Raw genomic sequence first — 16,800 nt, forward strand, 5'->3', positions numbered from 1 at the left:
TGCGCCGGAAAGCGGCGGCTGCCCGGCGTGGGCGCCGCCCCCAAACTCATCGCGGCAAAACGTCATCGCCGGAGCGTCGCAGTACCGGGTCGCGAAATGCACGGTAGATGACCAATACCATCCACAAGGCGAGGACGCCGAAGCTCCACCACCGCAGAAATATTCCCCATCCCCAAATGAGCGTACCGAACGCCGAAAGGGTCAGTCCGCGCCTGACCGCGAGTACCTCGCTCAACGCATGATGAGGCTTGAATCCGGCGTCTCCGTTTGCATGGGCAACCACCAGATCCGTCACGGTGCGCTCGAGATACCGGCGCGACGCCAGCAAAAGGCCCGTGATCGTGATGACCGATCCAGACCGCTCGAACAGATCCCAACGTCCTGAAGCCTGCGCCAGATAGGCGCACAGGACCGCTGGAGAAACCGCCAGCGCGATCATTGCGACGCTGCGAAAAATATAGCCCCACGGCGTCCGCAAGGCTTCCTCGCACAGGGAGTCCGCAGCGCCGCTATAGGGCTCCGTACTCACGACACGCCCTCTCCTGCCGGTTCGCGGGCTTCGATCGACAGCTGGTCATCGGCGATTTTTCGTTCTTCGGCGAGCGGCAAGATGCGCGCGTCACGAATACCCTGCGACTCGGAACCGGGCAAGCGATGCACGTCGTGGGTCACGAATCCCTGCTCGCGGCTGGGCACATCGAACCACTCGCGATGGGAAAACGAATCGCGAATATCCTCGAGACCACTGTCCCAATGCTCCCGCATCGTGTCGACGCTAAATTCGTAATCCTTGTAGTGCCCTTCATAGGGCTTGTTCCTGTAGATGAGGTGCACCACATTGATCGCGCTGCCGTCGGCCGCCTCTTCGGCGAGACGGAACAGCGGATCGGTCCTGCGCAGACCGGCGGGAATGTGCGCGAGCAGCTCCCTGATGAAGCGGGCGTGCTTCTGACGATCCGCGAGCATACTGGTCACCGCGCGCGTGCGGCTCGAAAACTGGATGTCCTTGGCACGCGCGGAGATGTCGAAGAAGTCTCCAGGCGCATTGCCGCGCGCGCTCCAGAGATCGACCTGAAACACCAGCGCGTCCTTATGATCTGCATCGCGCAGCACCTCGGTCAACGGCGTGTTCGACACGAGGCCGCCATCCCAGTAGTACTCGCCGTCGATCTCGACCGCCGGGAAACCGGGCGGCAACGCCCCCGACGCCATGAAATGCTCGGGCTTCAAACGCATTTTCGTGTTGTCGAAGTACACCAGGTTGCCGGTTTGCACGTTCACCGCCCCCACCGAAACACGGACGTCGCCGTCGTTGATCCGATCGAAGTCGGCGAACTTGAGCAGCGACTCTTTCAATGCGGCCGTGTCGTAGTAGCTGACCGCGGTGGGGTCCTGCTTGCCGAACCCTGCTACCGGCAACGGCACGCGCGGCGAGAAAAACCCCGGTTGGCCCTCGGTCAAAGCGCGCCCGGCCGCCCACATACTGGCCCACTTGCGCGAGAACTCCGGCATGCCGGACATAGGTGGCATCCACGCACCCAGACCACCGACCCAGTCGCGCGGCTGGCAGATCCCGTTCCAGAATCCACGTAAGGCCGCCACGCGGTTTTCCGGCGCATTGCCAGCGATGATGGCGGTATTGAGCGCGCCAATCGAAATGCCGGAGATCGTGCCCGGATGCACGCCCATCTCGGCCAGGCCTTCGTACACGCCGGCCTGGTACGAGCCCAGCGCGCCACCGCCTTGAAGCACGAGAGCGACTTCGTCATAGTGCGGCAGCACGAACGCATCCGGCTGCCCGTTGGATTGAGTTGTTCTGCTGCGCATCACGGCTCCTTACTGCATGGCCCAGCCGTGGCTGACGATCAGCGACTGCCCGGTGAGTGCCGACGATTCGAAACCCGCCAGGAACGCCACCGTATTGGCAACGTCATCGAGCGTGGTGAATTCGCCGTCGACGGTTTCCTTGAGCATGACGTTCTTCACCACTTCAGATTCGGAAATGCCCAGCGCCTTCGCCTGCTCGGGAATCTGTTTGTCGACGAGCGGCGTGCGGACATAGCCCGGACAAACAACATTCGCACGCACGCCGCGCGGTCCGCCCTCTTTCGCGACTACCCGGGCCAGTCCCAGCAGACCATGCTTGGCCGTCACATAGGCCGACTTCAATTTCGACGCCTCATGCGAATGGACCGAACCCATATAAACGATCGAGCCGCCCTTGCCGCTTGCGTACATCTGTTTGAGCGCGGCTTTGGTCGTGAGGAAGGCGCCGTCCAGATGGATCGCCAGCATCTTCTTCCAGTCGGCAAACGAATACTCCTCCACAGGCGCGACGATCTGGATGCCCGCGTTCGACACGAGCACGTCAATGCCGCCGAACGCCTCGACCGCGCGCTCGATACCGCTATTGACCGCATCTTCGCTAGTGACGTCCATGGCGATAGCCAACGCGTTGCCGCCCGCTGCGACGATGCTGCTCGCGACCTTTTGCGCGTTCTCGAGATTGAGGTCGGCGATGACCACCGCTGCGCCGAGACTCGCGAGTTTCCGTGCGCATTGCTCACCGATACCGCTTGCCGCCCCGGTTACGAGCGCGACTTTGTTGTGTAAAGACATGTTGCTTTCCTACGCGTAGATCCACGCAAACTTATTCGTTGACCGCGAGCTTCACGGTTTCGTTTTGAGCCAGATAGTCGAGCGCAACCTCGCCGATATCCAGCGTGAGATTGGCAATCAGATGCCGCGCGCCGACCACCCGTTTCACCGGCAAATCGGCCACGGGTGCCAACGCATGCGGATGCAGATCGAGCGCCGCCGGACCTGTCCACGCTCCGAGCACGCTCACGTCGCGCAGATAGAAACGCACGAGTTCGCAGACACGCGGCGTACCGTCGACGTGCGGGATGACCTTCAGCAGATAATTGGGTGTTTCCGCCAGCTTCTTGCGTTCGGCTTCGATATCGAGCGGCAGATGCTTGTAGCCCATCGTGCCGGTTGCGACGCGTTGGGTGCCGTAGTCGAGTGTGCCGAGCAACGTGTCGTTGCCGTCGATGCTCAGAGTCGGTCTCGCCAGCTTCTTCGGAAAACCCCAGATTTCCCGGCCGCCGGCGATCGGGCCTTCGTCGTCGAGGTACATCGAATGCGTGTAGTTGCCAAGGCGCCCTTGCTGGTCGCGCACCGTGATGACCTGACCGGTTTCCGTGTAGTCACCGAAGCCCGACGAATCCGGCATGCGAATAAATTCGTAATGCACAAGATTGTTTTCCGGACGCAAGGGCTCCGGCACGATGGCTTTTAGCGATTCGAAATCGGTCTCGTAGGTAATGATGAAATATTCCCGGTTGATAAAGCGGTACGGCGGCCGGGGATAGGCGGGGTTGTGGACAGGCATCGCAAAGGCGTCTTTGCGAATCGAAGCCAGATTCAGGCGGGTCATGAGTTCTCCCGTTGAGATTCAGTTGCATCGCAGCAGATGCTACAGACTCACGAATCACGAGAGAATCCGTCGATATCAAGAATCTATTTATCATTTATTGAGAAGATCTTGCGACGATGGACACGATGCGGCACTCAGGAAGCCTGCCGGGACGCGATGATATGGTCCATCAATGCCTTCTGGAATTGCGACAGCACTTTGTCACGACGGTGCACAAGGAAAAGGGGCACCGACATCTCGAGCCCAGGCGTTCGAACGACAGACAGTTCGCCGCGCTCGACGTCCGTGCGGATTGCGGACTCGAGAAAGAAACACAAGGCCAGGTCGCGTTTGACAGCGTGCTTCTGTGATTCCGGATGGCCGAATTCGAGGACCACGTTGCGCGTATCGATTCCATGTGCGCGTAACTGCTCGTCCTCGAGTTCGCGACGCACGATACGGCGTGGCGCGCTGATAAAAGGCAGTGCGGCCAGTTCCCGCGGCAGCGCGACGGCGCCGACCAGCTTGCTGTCTGGCGCACTTGCCAGCAGCAACGCTTCTTCCCACAGCGTATGAACGGTGAGACCGTCCCGATTCTCGGAAGGATGCATGACGAGCACCGCGAAGTCGCACTCGCCGGTGCGTACCGCATCCAGCGCCACCTGAGGGTTTGAGCTCTCGATGCTGACCAGGCCCTCGGGATGAACTGCATAGAAGTCGGAGACGAGCGCAGGCAGCAGATAGGAGCCAGGCGTCATTGACGCGGCAATGACTGCGCTACCCGCGCTCCCCTCTTCGAGCCCCGACAACTCGCGCTCCATCTCGCGCGTGCGCGTGAGGACGTCACTCGCCCACTTGTACACCCGGTCGCCCGCTTCCGTGAGACCGATATTGCGGCCGACGCGCCTGACGAGCGAGACCCCGAGTTTCGTTTCCAGCCCGCGCAGATGTGCGGTGACGACCGGCTGCGCAACGCACAGCCGGTCGGCCGCACGCGTCACACTCTGCAGTTCCGCGACGAGGCAGAACACTTCCAGCTTTTGCAACGTGAAATACGGGTCGAACATGCGCATCCCACGGGTCTCCGAATCATAGCCGCGTAACTATAGAACATGGCTGATATTTGTATTGGAAGTATATATTGGCCGATTCTATGATTCATGCACTCCAGTGACTTTCAACCGTGGCTTGATAATTTTGGGGAACGCATGGATCGGATGGCCAGTGTTACCTCCTTCGTCCGCGTCGTCGAGAGCGGCGGCTTTACCGCGGCGGCGCGCCGCCTCGACCTGTCGACGACGACGGTCAGCAATCACGTCCAGGCGCTCGAAGAGAGCCTCGGCGTGCGTCTTTTGAACCGCACCACACGCCGTGTGGGTCTAACCGAAATAGGCCGCGAGTATTACGAGCGCTGCTCACAGATCTTGCAGGAACTGGCGGAAGCCGACGAAATTACCAGCGCGCTGCAGATCACTCCGCGCGGCCGGCTAAGGCTTCGTTGCCACCAGGCGCTGGAGCGGTCCATCGCGCCGATCGCCACCCGTTTCGCGGGCGATTACCCGGAGGTCTCGCTGGACTTCCAGACCGATGCGATGACCGGCCCCGTCGATCCCGCGCGAGAGGCGTTCGACCTTTCGATCATGCCCGCCTCACCGGCCGATTCCAGTCTCATCAGACGGACCCTCGCGAGATGGCGCTATGTTTTGTGCTGCGCACCGGCTTATCTCGAGGCGCACTCCACGCCTCAACATCCGGCGGACCTGGCTGACCATAACTGCCTGCTTTACGCTCATTCGATCTACCGCGACGAGTTTCATTTCGTCGATCCCGCCGGCAATCCAACCAGCACCCGGGTGTCGGGCAACCTTCTCACCGCCAGCATTACGGTGCTGCGCGCCGCTGCGGTGGCGGGACTTGGGTTGTGCCTGTGTCCGCCGTTCGTCGTTTCCGATCTACTTGATTCCGGCTTGCTGATGCCACTGCTGCCCGACTACCAAACCCAGCAGCTGGAGATCGTCGCGCTCTACCCTCATCGGCGCCAGTTGAGCACCAAGGTTCGGCTGCTCCTCGACATGCTGGTCGAGCGTTTTGCCGACGAAGAGCACTGGCTTGGCGCGATGGCTGAATGGTAAGACCGGAATAGTTTGCCTCGTCGCCTGCACCCGGCGGGTGCCGCTGCGGCGGCGCTGCGCAGTTCACTGTCAGCGCCGCCGCTCATCACGCGGCTGCCTTCGCCATATCTTCGATGACTTTCTTTGCGTCGCCGAACACCATCATCGTCTTGTCCATGTAAAACAGGTCGTTGTCGAGGCCCGCATAGCCAGCCGCCATCGACCGCTTGTTGACGATGACCGTGCGCGCCTTGTATGCCTCGATGATCGGCATGCCCGCGATCGGCGACTTCGGATCGTTCTTCGCCGCCGGATTCACCACGTCGTTCGCGCCGAGCACCAGCACCACGTCGGTCTGGCCGAACTCGTTGTTGATGTCCTCCATTTCGAACACGCGGTCGTAGGGCACTTCGGCTTCCGCAAGCAGAACGTTCATGTGGCCCGGCATGCGGCCGGCCACCGGGTGGATCGCGTAACGCACGTCCACGCCCTTTTCGACCAGCTTGTCGGTGAGTTCCTTGAGCGCATGCTGCGCGCGAGCCACCGCAAGACCGTAGCCCGGCACGATCACGACGCTCTCGGCATTGCCGAGCATGAATGCGGCGTCATCGGCCGAACCCGACTTCACCGGACGCTGCTCCTGCGCACCACCCGCCGCGGCCGCACTCGCTTCGCCGCCAAAGCCGCCCAGCAGCACGTTGAAGAACGAGCGGTTCATCGCGTGGCACATAATGTACGAGAGAATCGCGCCGGAAGAACCCACGAGCGAACCCGCGATGATCAGCATCGCGTTGTTCAGCGAGAAGCCGATGCCCGCCGCCGCCCAGCCCGAGTAAGAGTTCAGCATCGACACGACCACGGGCATGTCCGCGCCGCCGATCGGGATGATGATCAGCACGCCGAGCGCGAACGCGATCGCCGTCATGACGATGAACGGGAGCCACGACTGCGTGACGTAAAACAGCACGCCGCAGCCGATCATGCCGAGCGCGAGCAACAGGTTGATCAGGTGCTGTCCGGGGTAGACCACGGGCGCGCCCTGAAATAGCCTGAACCTGTACTTGCCGGAGAGCTTGCCGAAGGCGATCACCGAACCGCTGAAGGTGATTGCGCCCACGAACGTGCCGATGAAAAGCTCGATGCGGTTGCCATAGGGAAGGAAGCCGGGAGATGGCGAGCCTTGGGCCACGAGCCCGAATGCGGCGGGCTCTGCGACGACCGCATAGGCGATGCACACGGCCGCAAGTCCGATCAGCGAGTGCATGGCCGCGACGAGCTCGGGCATCTTCGTCATCTCGACGCGCCTCGCGGCATAGGCGCCCAAAGCGCCGCCCACTACGAACGCGGCACAGAGCAACGCGAGCCCAAGCCCGAGGTTCGAGCCGATCTGCGCGGACTGCGTCACGATCAGCCCCAGCGTAGTCAGGATCGAAATGACCATACCGGCTATGCCGAACACGGTGCCCGCGCGTGCGCTTTTCGGATTCGACAGGCCTTTGAGCGCCTGAATGAAGCAGACCGACGCCAGCAGATAAAGCAGCGTAACCACATTCATGCCCATTTATGCGCCCTCCTTCAAGGCAGGCTTCTTCGGTCCCTTCTTGCGGAACATCTCGAGCATGCGCCGCGTGACGCGGAATCCGCCCACCACATTGATGGCCGCGAGCAGCACGGCGATCGTGCCGAAGACCTTGCCCGGGACCCCAACGGTGAGCCCCGTGGCGAGCATCGCGCCGACGATCACGATCGCCGAGATTGCGTTGGTCACGGCCATCAAAGGCGTATGCAGCGCCGGCGTGACATTCCAGACCACGTGATAACCGACGTACACCGCTAGAACGAAGATGATCAGATTGATGACTGTATGGTTGACGATTTCCATCGCCGTTCTCCTTTATCGTTCCGCCTCGCACGCCACTTCGACGTGGCGCGTAAGGAGAGTCGCCGCGACGATGTCGTCGGCGGTGTCGATGTTCAACGTGCCTTCCTTCGTGAGGATCAGCTTCAGGAAGTCCAGCAGGTTGCGCGCGTAGAGCGCCGAGGCGTCGGCGGGCACCATCGACGCCAGGTTCGTGTAGCCGACGATAGTCACGCCATGCCTGACGGCCACCTTGTCGGGCTCGGTCAGCGGGCAGTTGCCGCCGCGCCGCCCGGTGGCTGAATCGGCGACGGGTCCGCGCCCTGCCGCGAGGTCGACCACCACCGAGCCGGGCTTCATCGCCTGTACCGTTTCGGCGGGCAGCAGAGTGGGCGCGTCGCGGCCCGGAATCAGCGCGGTCGAAATGACGATGTCGGCCTGCTTCGCCCGCTCGTGCACGAGCGCGGACTGCCGGGCGAGCCACGAAGGCGGCATGGGCCGCGCGTAGCCGCCCACGCCCATCGCCGCTTCGCGTTCCTCCTGCGTTTCGAAAGGCACGTCGATAAACTTCGCGCCCAGCGACTCGATCTGCTCCTTTACCGCCGGACGCACGTCTGAAGCCTCGATCACGGCACCGAGACGTTTAGCCGTTGCGATTGCCTGCAGACCTGCCACGCCCGCGCCGAGAATCAGCACGCGCGCCGCCTTCACGGTGCCGGCAGCCGTCATGAGCATCGGCATGAAGCGCGGATAGAAGCTCGAGGCCACCAGCACCGCCTTGTAACCCGCGATGTTGGCCTGCGAGGAGAGCACGTCGAGGCTCTGCGCGCGCGTGGTGCGCGGCGCGGCCTCCAGCGCGAACGCGGTCACACTCGCTTCGGCGAGCTTGCGCGTGTTTTCCGCGTTGAATGGATCGAGCATGCCCACCAGCACTGCGCCGCGTTTCATCAGCGCCAGTTCGCCTGGCGCGGGCGAATGCACCTTGAGCACAAGGGCGGCGCCGAAGGCCGCCTGGGCGTCGGCAAGCTCCGCGCCAACCGCCTCATACGCGTCGTCGGGAAAGCTCGCGGCCGCGCCTGCGCCTCGCTGAACCGTGACGCGATGTCCCTGCGAGACATACTTCTTGACCGTCTCCGGGGTCGCGGCCACACGGGTTTCGTTTGCCTGTGTTTCGGCGGGTATTCCGATATGCATGTTCGAATATATTCCGTTAGTCATTAGGTTAACGAAACGAGTGCGAATCCAGACGACGCCTATCCTCGCACTCACCCGGTGTCTTGATGACCGATGCGACCACGACACCGACGCCACCTGCGATCTCCTCCCAGACGAGCGCAGCGGGTCCGCCGGCCTCACGAACGCGGGCCGCATCGGGCATCGACGCTTCCTTCAGGCGATCAAGACTTGTGGTTCGTGTTCGTAGGGCTCCCATGGTCATTTGCATGCCATTGGAGGTAATGCTGGCGCAGCAGGTCCTTGCCATAGTCTTTGCCATTCGGCGTCCGCACGAGCGTGTGGATGTGATCGCGGGACGGCTTGTCGTTGTCGAACACGATGCCGGGTTGGTGGTCGAACTCCACCAGGATCACCGGACTCAAGATGCGGTAGTAGAACGGGCTCGTATCGTCAAACGGTCCGATCCACGCGAACTGCGTATCGACGAGGTGACGTTTGGCCTCGGCCCAGCGCAGTTCGGAATGTCCGCGGCGGATGTACCCGATATAGGTTGCCAGCAGCGCATCGAGGCGCTCGCGGCCTTCCTGTGGGAGGTCCTCATAACGGATGCCGCCCGGCTCGATATGCCGGTTATCGTTGTAGGCGCCGGCGAATACTTCCCACGGCAAGTCAGTGCCGATCGTTGCCTGTTGCCGTGCTTCGGCCGAGAGTGCGCGCATCAGCGCGTGGCCTTGTTCCTCTTCGGCGGCGAACACGCGCAGACCGCGATACTTGCCGAACCGCGCCAGCACCGGTTCCGATCCCATTAGAATCGGCGTCATGACGAGCTGATCGCCGAGCACGAAGCAATTGATGTTGAGGTGGTGGCCATCGATCTGCCAGCCCCAGGGTTCATCCCGCGACGGCGTCCCGAAAATGCTGATCCAGTAGTACCACTCGCTGTATTCATCCGGCTTCCCCGTTATTTCGAGCGCGTGCTCGTTGAGTCGCATGACGTCGCGCACGGTCCGATAGCCCCCTTCGCTCATCGTCTCGCGCATCAACGCCAGCGCCGCCTCGCGCTGGCTATGGTCGAGATCGGCAAGGCAAATCCCATTGCGAGGCATTAGCCACGGATGGAAGTTGGACCACTGCCGCCACGCTTCATCTTCGATTGCCAGGCAGGCGGTGCGCCGCTGCGTGGGATCCAGACTCGCGACAAAGGCGCGCGCTGCTTTCAAAACGGGGGCCAGTGAAGCGCCTGTGGCCGCGGGCAGGACGAGGCCTTCAGACGAGCCGGGGAAGTTTATTCCGCGGAACGGCTCGGCCAGGCCAGCCCGCGCCATATCGACCAGTTTCTGCTGGCGCGCCGTCAGTTCGAATGGACGGGTCGCCGGCGCCGGCGGCCAGTTTCGCAGCCCGAAATTTTTCGTCTCTCCTGCCATGTTGTCTCCTCCTGTTGTTTGGCCGCCATCCTGCGAGCGTCCGGATCGGATCGACGCGGTCTCGCTTGCCGCTATCGAAGTAGGATGAAAGTAACCTCGGCGGGCGCCCGGATAAACATGTCGCGAGTGGAAAGACCCTCAGGCGCCGCTGGATAATCACCGCAGACGGAGGGCCAACGACGCACGCCGCAGCCGGTCCACCTGCTCTTAAAACGATCGCCGTACCGTTGGCTTGTTGTTCACGGCGAAGACCCGTGGGGCGCTCCTCGCGACCCTTTCCACGCTGCCGATGCGGGCCGCATCCTTCACGGTTCCATTCAGCGTGTGGAAGCTCATCCTGGCGCAATACGTGAGCGCTAGCGCCGGCGCACCTCTTGGGCGTCGGCATCGAGCATGCACTCAGCTGCGCCGCCAGCGAGCCCCTTGTAGTAGACATGCACGCCGATGGCGAGCGAATCGTTGCGGATCTCGTGAAGCACTCGCAACGCCTTTGCGGGATTACGAAACAACAGATAGTGGGCCTTTTCGTCGATAAGACGGGCGACCTGATGCATGCTATGGCGGTTCAGCGCCTCCACCAGTGCGTCGAGGCTCGCGTGCGTGCGCGCGTCGGTGCGCGGATACAACATATGCAGCACGGCAACGGCCTGGGGGGCCAGTGCCGCGGACAGCCCCGTTACGATGTCCTTGTGCGTGATGGACGTCGCCACGCGCTCGGCGCCATCTACGGCGTCCACGAAGAGCACTTCAATGTCGATTGTCATGCGAGTGACTCCTGCACTTCACCAAGGAAGCGCTGACGCATCGTTATGCAACGCCTGGTTACACATTCCGCTTCAGCGAACGTGATCCGCCGTTTATTCTTCAAGCGCTCGCTCCGTGAACTGCCCGTGAGACCGAATGCCCGCCCGAATGAACCAGTGGTTTCCTAAAATGCAATCACACTCGATCCTTTGGTTTTCCTGCTTTCGACATCTTTGTGAGCCCGAACGATTTCGTCGATATTGTAGGTTTGCCCAATTGGCACTTTCAGGCCATTGCGTATTGCTTCGAAGAAGGCCTCCGAATAGCGCAACAGATCTGATCTGGTGCGCGTATAGTGAATGAACCTCGGCCGCGTGAGATAGACTGAGCCGACTTCGGCCAGGTCGCCAACGGGAACGGGAGACGGATCTCCGGATGCGGAACCGAAGCTCACGAGCATGCCTCGAAATGCGAGACTGTTTAGCGAAGATTCAAAGCTATCCGCACCGACCGAATCGTATGCCACATTCACGCCCCGGCCGGCGGTTAATGCGCGCACACGCTCCGCGACATTCTCGACTGTCGAAACAAGCACGTGGTCGCAGCCATGTTCAAGCGCGTGGGACACTTTTTCCTGGTTACCTACCGTACCAATGACGGTGGCTCCAATCGCCTTTGCCCACTGGCAAAGAACGGTGCCCACTCCGCCGGCGGCAGCGTGAACAAGCACGAAATGGCCGGGTGCGACCGCGAAAACATCTTTAATCAGGAGTGCGGCTGTAATTCCGTGCTGGAGAGCGGCGGCGGCAACCGCCGGATCGATGTCGGCTGGAAGTTTGACGAGTCGATCCGCTGGGACGATCCGCTCTTGCGCATAGCTGCCCGGTGGAATTCCCGCGTAAGCTACCAGATCGCCCACCGCCAACTCCGAGAGTTCCGATCGTATCTCTCGAATAATGCCGCAACCCGCAACCCCAAGGCCGGTCGGCAACGGTAATGGATAGTGCCCCTGCCGATGCATGATATCGAGGTAGTTCAGACCGACCGCGAGGTGCTCGATCCGAGCCTCTCCGGCCTTGACAGGGCTGCTTTCTTCTTCGGTGATCTGCATGACCTCGGCATTACCGAAGCTTTTAATCTTGACGACTTTTGGCATGATTTACATCCACGGCAACGAAGTTGAATAGGTTTTTCGTGAAAACGATGAGCGACGAACGGGCAATATGGCGCTCGTGATCTACTCGCAGCCAATTCAGTCCTTTACTATTCGACGCTTGGCTGGAGAAGAGTGATTGGCACTAAAGAACCCCCGCGGAATAGCCGTCCGGGCGAATCAGCACCGCCGCGGCACCGTCGAAAAATTTCGTCGGCCGCTCAGCGCTGCGTACCCGAATGACCGACTCTTTGCGCAGTGCATCTACTAGCGAGACGCTCGCCCCCTTTCCGAACGACAGATGGAGCCAGCGGCCGGAAGACAGAAGTTGGTACACGGTGATTTCCGACCCATCCTCCCGACGAACTCTGCAATCGGGCGCGCGGATGCCGGCCCCCGGGGGGCAACGTGTATCGGAGAAGCCACGCAACGGCCCCACGTCTTCGTAGCCGACGCTGAAACCAGAGATCTGTCCGGCGATCTTCTCGTTGACCTCCGGAAAAGCCAGGCAATCGGAGACCATTTTTCGCAAGCCAAGACCGCCCTGGCTGAACGCCGTCATGAGCACGTTTTGCGTCAAGGTACTGTCATTGAGTTGCTTGCCGACAGGCCGACGCTCCTCCTCGTAGCTATCGAGCAGCGCCTCATGGGCCTCGCCCTTGATGACAGCGGCGAGCTTCCAACCCAGATTGAATGCGTCCTGCAAACCGACATTCAAACCCTGTCCGCCAAATGGAGCGTGGATGTGCGAGGCATCGCCAGCGAGAAAGATCCGGCCGCTTCGATAGCGCTCCGCGAGTCGGGTCTCGTTGGAAAAGCGCGAAAGCCAGAATGGATCGCGCATGTTGTAGTCGGTGCCGAGGATCTGTCGAGTTATGCGTGACAGTTCCTCCAACGTGGGCTCCTGCCTGAACAGCGCCGGATCGGTTTCGTCGGGCGTCGTCACCACGATGCGGCTCCGGCCGTCTTCACCGGGTGGCGCAATAAGGAGGCCACCGTGCTCGTTGTACTTCGTCATCGGCGATTTACCTTCCGGCAGATCGAGCCTGACATCACCGAGAAGCCACGAGTGTGTGCCCTCGTGGCCGAGGAACGCGATGCCCGCCTGTTGGCGCGTGAGACTGCGTGCACCGTCGCAGCCGACCAGGTAGCGTCCGTGCAGCTCAAACCGGCCTTTGTCGCTTACTCCTTCGACCGCAACGCCCGAGTGATCCTGTCGAATGGTTTCGGCCTGGTGTCCGGCGAGATACACGACACCAAGCTCTGTTGCGCGCTCGCGGATCAGTTTCTCGGTAGTCGCCTGAGAAATCCTGAGCGTTTGGGGAAAGCGGCTGTCGAGACGCGAATAGTCGAGTTGCGTGTCGAGCATCCCGTAGTGCCATTCCGGCTGATGCTTCCCGGCCGCGAGAAACCTGTCGGCCAGACCGCGCAGGTCGAACATTTCCAGCGTGCGGCTGTGCATCGTCCCCGCACGAGATTGAAGGACCCTATCCTGACGGCGCTCGACCACCGCCACGCTCGGTCCGGCCAGCCTCACTTCGCAGGCCAGCCAAAGACCCACTGGCCCACCGCCCACGATAACTACATCGAAGGAATCCGCCATCACAAACTCCAGTAGCATTCAATGATTACATGGCGAGTCTTACTCTGTTCGCCAGCCATACGACCCGTTACTCGACGGTAGGCGACGCGCTGCTGGCCACATCGACGCCGAATTTTTCGCATTCGCTGTCAAGCCATCGTGTAAGCCGTCTTGACCGTGGTGTAATGCTCCCTGGCGTAGGTCCCTTGCTCGCGAGACCCATAGCTCGAGCCCTTGCGGCCGCCGAACGGAACGTGGTAATCGACACCCGCTGTCGGCAGGTTGACCATCACCATGCCCGCCTCGCTGTTGCGTTTGAAATGCGTCGCATATTTCAGCGAAGTCGTGCAGATACCGGCGGACAAGCCGAATTCAGTGTCGTTGGCCAGTTCGAGCGCCTCGTCGTAACTCCTCACTCGCACGATATTGGCCACCGGGCCGAAGACCTCCTCGCGCGAGATCCGCATGCTATTGGTCGTTTCGGCGAAAAGCGCAGGCCGGAGATAGAAACCGGGCGTCTCACGCTCGAGGAGTTCGCCGCCGAATACAAGCTTGCCTCCCTCGTCCCTGGCGATCTGGATGTATTTGAGGTTCTGTTCCAGTTGGCTCTGATCGACCACCGGGCCTACGTGGGTGCCCTGCTTTAGCGCATCGTCCACCACGATTCCCTTCAGCCGCTCGATGCAGGCTTCGACGAAACGGTCATGGATGCCGGACTGGACGATCAGGCGCGAAGACGCGGTGCAGCGCTGGCCTGTGGAAAAGAACGCGCCGTTGACGGCGACTTCGACCGCCGTGTCGAGGTCGGCGTCGTCGAGCACGACGAGCGGGTTCTTGCCGCCCATCTCGAGCTGGACCTTCTTCATCGGGTTCGACGCGATGCAGGCGGCTGCAACCTTGCGACCGGTCGAGACCGAGCCCGTGAAGGAGATCGCGTGCACGTCCTTGTGCTTCAACAGCGCCTCTCCAACCACTGAACCACGGCCCATGACGAGATTCAGCACGCCTCGCGGCAGGCCGGCACGCAGGATGATGTCCACGAGCGCCCACGCTGAGCCCGGCACGAGGTCGGCCGGTTTGATGACCACGCAGTTGCCCCAAGCGAGCGCCGGCGCGATCTTCCATGCCGGGATGGCGATCGGGAAGTTCCACGGCGTGATCATCCCAACGATCCCTACCGGCTCGCGGGTGATCTCGACACCGACACCAGCGCGCACGGATGGAATCGCCTCACCCCCGGTGCGCAGGCATTCGCCCGCGAAGAAGGCGAAGATCTGCCCGGCGCGCACCACCTCGCCGATCCCTTCGGCGAGCGTCTTGCCCTCCTCGCGCGCGAGAAGGCGGCCCAGCTCATCTTTGCGGGCCAAAATCTCATCGGAGGCTTTCTTCAGAATATCGAAGCGCTGCTGTGGCGTTGAACGGCTCCAGGCCGGGAAGGCGCTCTTCGCCGCGTCTACCGCATTGTTCACGTCCGCCACGGACCCCTGCGCATATTCGCCGACAAGGTCATTCGTATCGGACGGGTTGATGTTCCGAGAAGCATTCGATCCTGAAACCAAATCTCCGCCGATGAGATTGGGATAAATTGCAGGCATGGTTTCCTCTATACCTTCAGCAGGGACATGTTGCGAAGTCTCGCCCGACTTGCCCCAGAGTTCTTTTTAAAGCGCCGCCGTGGTCTGCGCATTGAATTCACCTCAACGAGTGCCCGCCACGGCAAAAGCACTAAGCCTTGACGGTGGTGTCGAGTCGGTCCTTGCTCTCTGCCTCGGCCAGTTGAGCGATGATTTCCGCGCCGCGGTTTGCGCTCGGAATCCCGCCATAGAGGTAAGCCAGACTAACGACAGCCTGCATCTCTTCCCACGTAGCGCCGGCTCGTCGAGCAGCGCGCGCATGCAACGTGGCCGCGTCGAGCAGCCTGGCGAGGAGCATGCCAAACACTATGAGCTGCGCGGTCTTCGTATCGAAGCACGCCGGGTACAAAGCGTGATTGCGCACTTCCTCCTGCAAGCGCAGGAGTTTGGGATCGATCGCGCCCGTCACGGCCAGCCGGGCCGCGATACGTGGCGGCACGAAGCCGACCAGGTCCTTGTAAGCCTGTTCGCGTTCAGAGAGAGCCGTTTGTGTGTCCGCGTACTCGCCGATTTCGCTTCTAACCGCATCCATGTCCAGGCTGATGTGTGACATCGGCATATTCCTTTCGTTTATGACTTCGTTATCCGTCGTTTTTCAATGACCGTGTCCGCCGGCATTCGAATACAACTTCCGGACGCCGGCGGCGCCTCGCCTCAGGCCATCAAAACCAGCGAGCCAGTCGTCTTCCGGGACTCCAGGCTGCGATGCGCGTCAGCCGCGTCCTTGAGCGCAAAGCGCTGGTTGATGTGGACCTTCACTGCACCCGACTGCACGACATCGAACACCTCCTGCGCGCCCTCTTCGACCTTGGCGCGCGTCGGCAAATACGCATTCTGCGTGGGACGGGTCAGGTACAACGAGCCCTTCTTGTCAAGGATGCTGATGTCGAACGGCGGCACCGGGCCGGACGATTGCCCGAACAGCACCATCAGACCGCGCGGTCTGAGGCAGTCGAGCGACTTCATAAAGGTATCCTTACCAATCGAGTCGTAGACAACCGGGACGCCGACGCCGCCGGTGACCTCCCTCACTACCTTCACGAAGTCGTCCTTGCCGTGCACCAGCGCGTGGTCGCAGCCGTGGGCTTTCACGAGCTCCGCCTTCTCCTCGGTCGACACGGTGCCGATGACGGTCGCGCCAAGATGCTTTGCCCACTGGCTGAGCACGAGGCCGACGCCGCCCGCGGCGGCGTGCACGAGGATCGTGTCGCCCTTGCTGACCCGGTAGGTCTGGCGGCACAGGAACTGGGCCGTCATGCCCTTCTGCATCACCGCGGCGCCCACGTCGTCGCTGATGCCGTCCGGTACTTTGACCAGCCGAGCTGCCGGCACGAGCCGGACCTGGGCATAGGCGCCTTGCACGCCGCTATAGACGACGCGGTCACCTGGCTTGAGCGAAGTGACGTCAGGTCCGACCGCATCGACCACGCCAACCGCCTCGCGCCCCGGGATGAACGGCAGCGGCTGCTCGTAAAGGCCGGCGCGAAAATAGATGTCGATGAAATTGACGCCGATGGCCGTCTGGCGAAGGCGTACTTGCCCCGGGCCGGGATCGCCGACGGCAATCTCCTCCCAGACTAGCGTTTCGGGTCCGCCGGTCTCACGAACTCGGATGGCATAGGGCATCTGTGTCTCCTTCAGGTAGTTAGGACTATCAGGCTTCGTAGAAGTGGACATGAAGATACGCTCGCTGCGCGCCT

The 16,800-nt window shown here is 61.6% G+C and carries 16 protein-coding genes; 1 reads left to right on the forward strand and 15 read right to left on the reverse strand.

Annotated elements, in window-relative coordinates; all coding sequences use genetic code 11:
* Positions 1-46: 46 nt before the first annotated feature.
* The 5 genes from EVC45_RS31380 to EVC45_RS31400 form a co-directional block, all read right to left on the reverse strand.
* Positions 47-529, reverse strand: a complete 483-nt coding sequence (locus EVC45_RS31380; protein ID WP_129962061.1) for a hypothetical protein — start codon at positions 527-529, stop codon at positions 47-49.
* Positions 526-1,827 carry a patatin-like phospholipase family protein gene (locus EVC45_RS31385; RefSeq protein WP_129962062.1) on the reverse strand — a complete coding sequence of 434 codons (1,302 nt, stop codon included), beginning with the start codon at positions 1,825-1,827 and terminating at the stop codon, positions 526-528. The genes EVC45_RS31380 and EVC45_RS31385 overlap by 4 nt, the downstream gene beginning before the upstream one ends.
* A gap of 9 nt (positions 1,828-1,836) precedes the next feature.
* On the reverse strand, positions 1,837-2,619 hold the full coding sequence (locus EVC45_RS31390) for a 3-hydroxybutyrate dehydrogenase (RefSeq protein ID WP_129962063.1): 783 nt from the start codon (positions 2,617-2,619) through the stop codon (positions 1,837-1,839).
* A gap of 31 nt (positions 2,620-2,650) precedes the next feature.
* A complete protein-coding gene (locus EVC45_RS31395) occupies positions 2,651-3,439 on the reverse strand; it encodes an acetoacetate decarboxylase (RefSeq protein WP_373683096.1) in 789 nt (262 codons plus the stop codon).
* Between the two features lie 134 nt (positions 3,440-3,573).
* Complete coding sequence (locus EVC45_RS31400) at positions 3,574-4,491, reverse strand: LysR family transcriptional regulator (RefSeq protein WP_129962064.1); 918 nt, start codon at positions 4,489-4,491, stop codon at positions 3,574-3,576.
* Between the two features lie 135 nt (positions 4,492-4,626).
* On the opposite strand from EVC45_RS31400, the gene EVC45_RS31405 reads away from it, so the two are divergent.
* Positions 4,627-5,550, forward strand: coding sequence for a LysR family transcriptional regulator (locus EVC45_RS31405; protein WP_129962065.1), 924 nt, complete (start codon positions 4,627-4,629; stop codon positions 5,548-5,550).
* An 85-nt stretch (positions 5,551-5,635) separates the two neighbouring features.
* Here EVC45_RS31405 and EVC45_RS31410 read toward each other — a convergent pair whose 3' ends face one another.
* From EVC45_RS31410 to EVC45_RS31455, 10 genes are all read right to left on the reverse strand, one after another.
* Positions 5,636-7,090 (reverse strand): NAD(P)(+) transhydrogenase (Re/Si-specific) subunit beta, encoded by a 1,455-nt coding sequence (locus EVC45_RS31410; protein ID WP_129962066.1) that lies wholly within the window; start codon positions 7,088-7,090, stop codon positions 5,636-5,638.
* Positions 7,091-7,411, reverse strand: coding sequence for an NAD(P) transhydrogenase subunit alpha (locus EVC45_RS31415; RefSeq protein ID WP_129962067.1), 321 nt, complete (start codon positions 7,409-7,411; stop codon positions 7,091-7,093).
* Positions 7,412-7,423: 12 nt separating this feature from the next.
* On the reverse strand, positions 7,424-8,581 hold the full coding sequence (locus EVC45_RS31420) for a Re/Si-specific NAD(P)(+) transhydrogenase subunit alpha (RefSeq protein WP_129962068.1): 1,158 nt from the start codon (positions 8,579-8,581) through the stop codon (positions 7,424-7,426).
* Between the two features lie 203 nt (positions 8,582-8,784).
* Positions 8,785-9,987: a DUF3500 domain-containing protein gene (locus EVC45_RS31425; RefSeq protein WP_129962069.1), complete on the reverse strand. Its 1,203-nt coding sequence runs from the start codon at positions 9,985-9,987 to the stop codon at positions 8,785-8,787.
* Between the two features lie 356 nt (positions 9,988-10,343).
* Positions 10,344-10,751, reverse strand: a complete 408-nt coding sequence (locus EVC45_RS31430; protein WP_129962070.1) for a hypothetical protein — start codon at positions 10,749-10,751, stop codon at positions 10,344-10,346.
* Positions 10,752-10,915: 164 nt separating this feature from the next.
* Positions 10,916-11,887, reverse strand: a complete 972-nt coding sequence (locus EVC45_RS31435) for a quinone oxidoreductase (protein WP_129962071.1) — start codon at positions 11,885-11,887, stop codon at positions 10,916-10,918.
* Between the two features lie 142 nt (positions 11,888-12,029).
* Entirely contained in the window at positions 12,030-13,487 is a 1,458-nt protein-coding gene (locus EVC45_RS31440; protein WP_129962072.1) for an FAD-dependent monooxygenase, read from the reverse strand.
* Between the two features lie 128 nt (positions 13,488-13,615).
* Positions 13,616-15,061 carry an aldehyde dehydrogenase family protein gene (locus EVC45_RS31445; protein ID WP_129962073.1) on the reverse strand — a complete coding sequence of 482 codons (1,446 nt, stop codon included), beginning with the start codon at positions 15,059-15,061 and terminating at the stop codon, positions 13,616-13,618.
* Between the two features lie 130 nt (positions 15,062-15,191).
* Positions 15,192-15,653 (reverse strand): carboxymuconolactone decarboxylase family protein, encoded by a 462-nt coding sequence (locus tag EVC45_RS31450; protein ID WP_129962074.1) that lies wholly within the window; start codon positions 15,651-15,653, stop codon positions 15,192-15,194.
* Between the two features lie 101 nt (positions 15,654-15,754).
* Positions 15,755-16,726: a quinone oxidoreductase gene (locus EVC45_RS31455; RefSeq protein ID WP_129962075.1), complete on the reverse strand. Its 972-nt coding sequence runs from the start codon at positions 16,724-16,726 to the stop codon at positions 15,755-15,757.
* Between the last annotated feature and the right edge of the window lie 74 nt (positions 16,727-16,800).

The organism is Paraburkholderia sp. UYCP14C (genome assembly GCF_004197395.1).
Lineage (GTDB): Bacteria > Pseudomonadota > Gammaproteobacteria > Burkholderiales > Burkholderiaceae > Paraburkholderia.

Bases quoted from the DNA above. Each gene is read 5' to 3' on its own strand.
- EVC45_RS31445 (WP_129962073.1), bottom strand. From the start codon at position 15,061: ATGCCTGCAATTTATCCCAATCTCATCGGCGGAGATTTGGTTTCAGGA.
- EVC45_RS31410 (WP_129962066.1), bottom strand. From the start codon at position 7,090: ATGGGCATGAATGTGGTTACGCTGCTTTATCTGCTGGCGTCGGTCTGC.
- EVC45_RS31440 (WP_129962072.1), bottom strand. From the start codon at position 13,487: ATGGCGGATTCCTTCGATGTAGTTATCGTGGGCGGTGGGCCAGTGGGT.
- EVC45_RS31425 (WP_129962069.1), bottom strand. From the start codon at position 9,987: ATGGCAGGAGAGACGAAAAATTTCGGGCTGCGAAACTGGCCGCCGGCG.
- EVC45_RS31405 (WP_129962065.1), top strand. From the start codon at position 4,627: ATGGATCGGATGGCCAGTGTTACCTCCTTCGTCCGCGTCGTCGAGAGC.
- EVC45_RS31390 (WP_129962063.1), bottom strand. From the start codon at position 2,619: ATGTCTTTACACAACAAAGTCGCGCTCGTAACCGGGGCGGCAAGCGGT.
- EVC45_RS31385 (WP_129962062.1), bottom strand. From the start codon at position 1,827: ATGCGCAGCAGAACAACTCAATCCAACGGGCAGCCGGATGCGTTCGTG.
- EVC45_RS31435 (WP_129962071.1), bottom strand. From the start codon at position 11,887: ATGCCAAAAGTCGTCAAGATTAAAAGCTTCGGTAATGCCGAGGTCATG.
- EVC45_RS31450 (WP_129962074.1), bottom strand. From the start codon at position 15,653: ATGTCACACATCAGCCTGGACATGGATGCGGTTAGAAGCGAAATCGGC.
- EVC45_RS31420 (WP_129962068.1), bottom strand. From the start codon at position 8,581: ATGCATATCGGAATACCCGCCGAAACACAGGCAAACGAAACCCGTGTG.
- EVC45_RS31415 (WP_129962067.1), bottom strand. From the start codon at position 7,411: ATGGAAATCGTCAACCATACAGTCATCAATCTGATCATCTTCGTTCTA.
- EVC45_RS31455 (WP_129962075.1), bottom strand. From the start codon at position 16,726: ATGCCCTATGCCATCCGAGTTCGTGAGACCGGCGGACCCGAAACGCTA.
- EVC45_RS31400 (WP_129962064.1), bottom strand. From the start codon at position 4,491: ATGCGCATGTTCGACCCGTATTTCACGTTGCAAAAGCTGGAAGTGTTC.
- EVC45_RS31430 (WP_129962070.1), bottom strand. From the start codon at position 10,751: ATGACAATCGACATTGAAGTGCTCTTCGTGGACGCCGTAGATGGCGCC.
- EVC45_RS31395 (WP_373683096.1), bottom strand. From the start codon at position 3,439: ATGACCCGCCTGAATCTGGCTTCGATTCGCAAAGACGCCTTTGCGATG.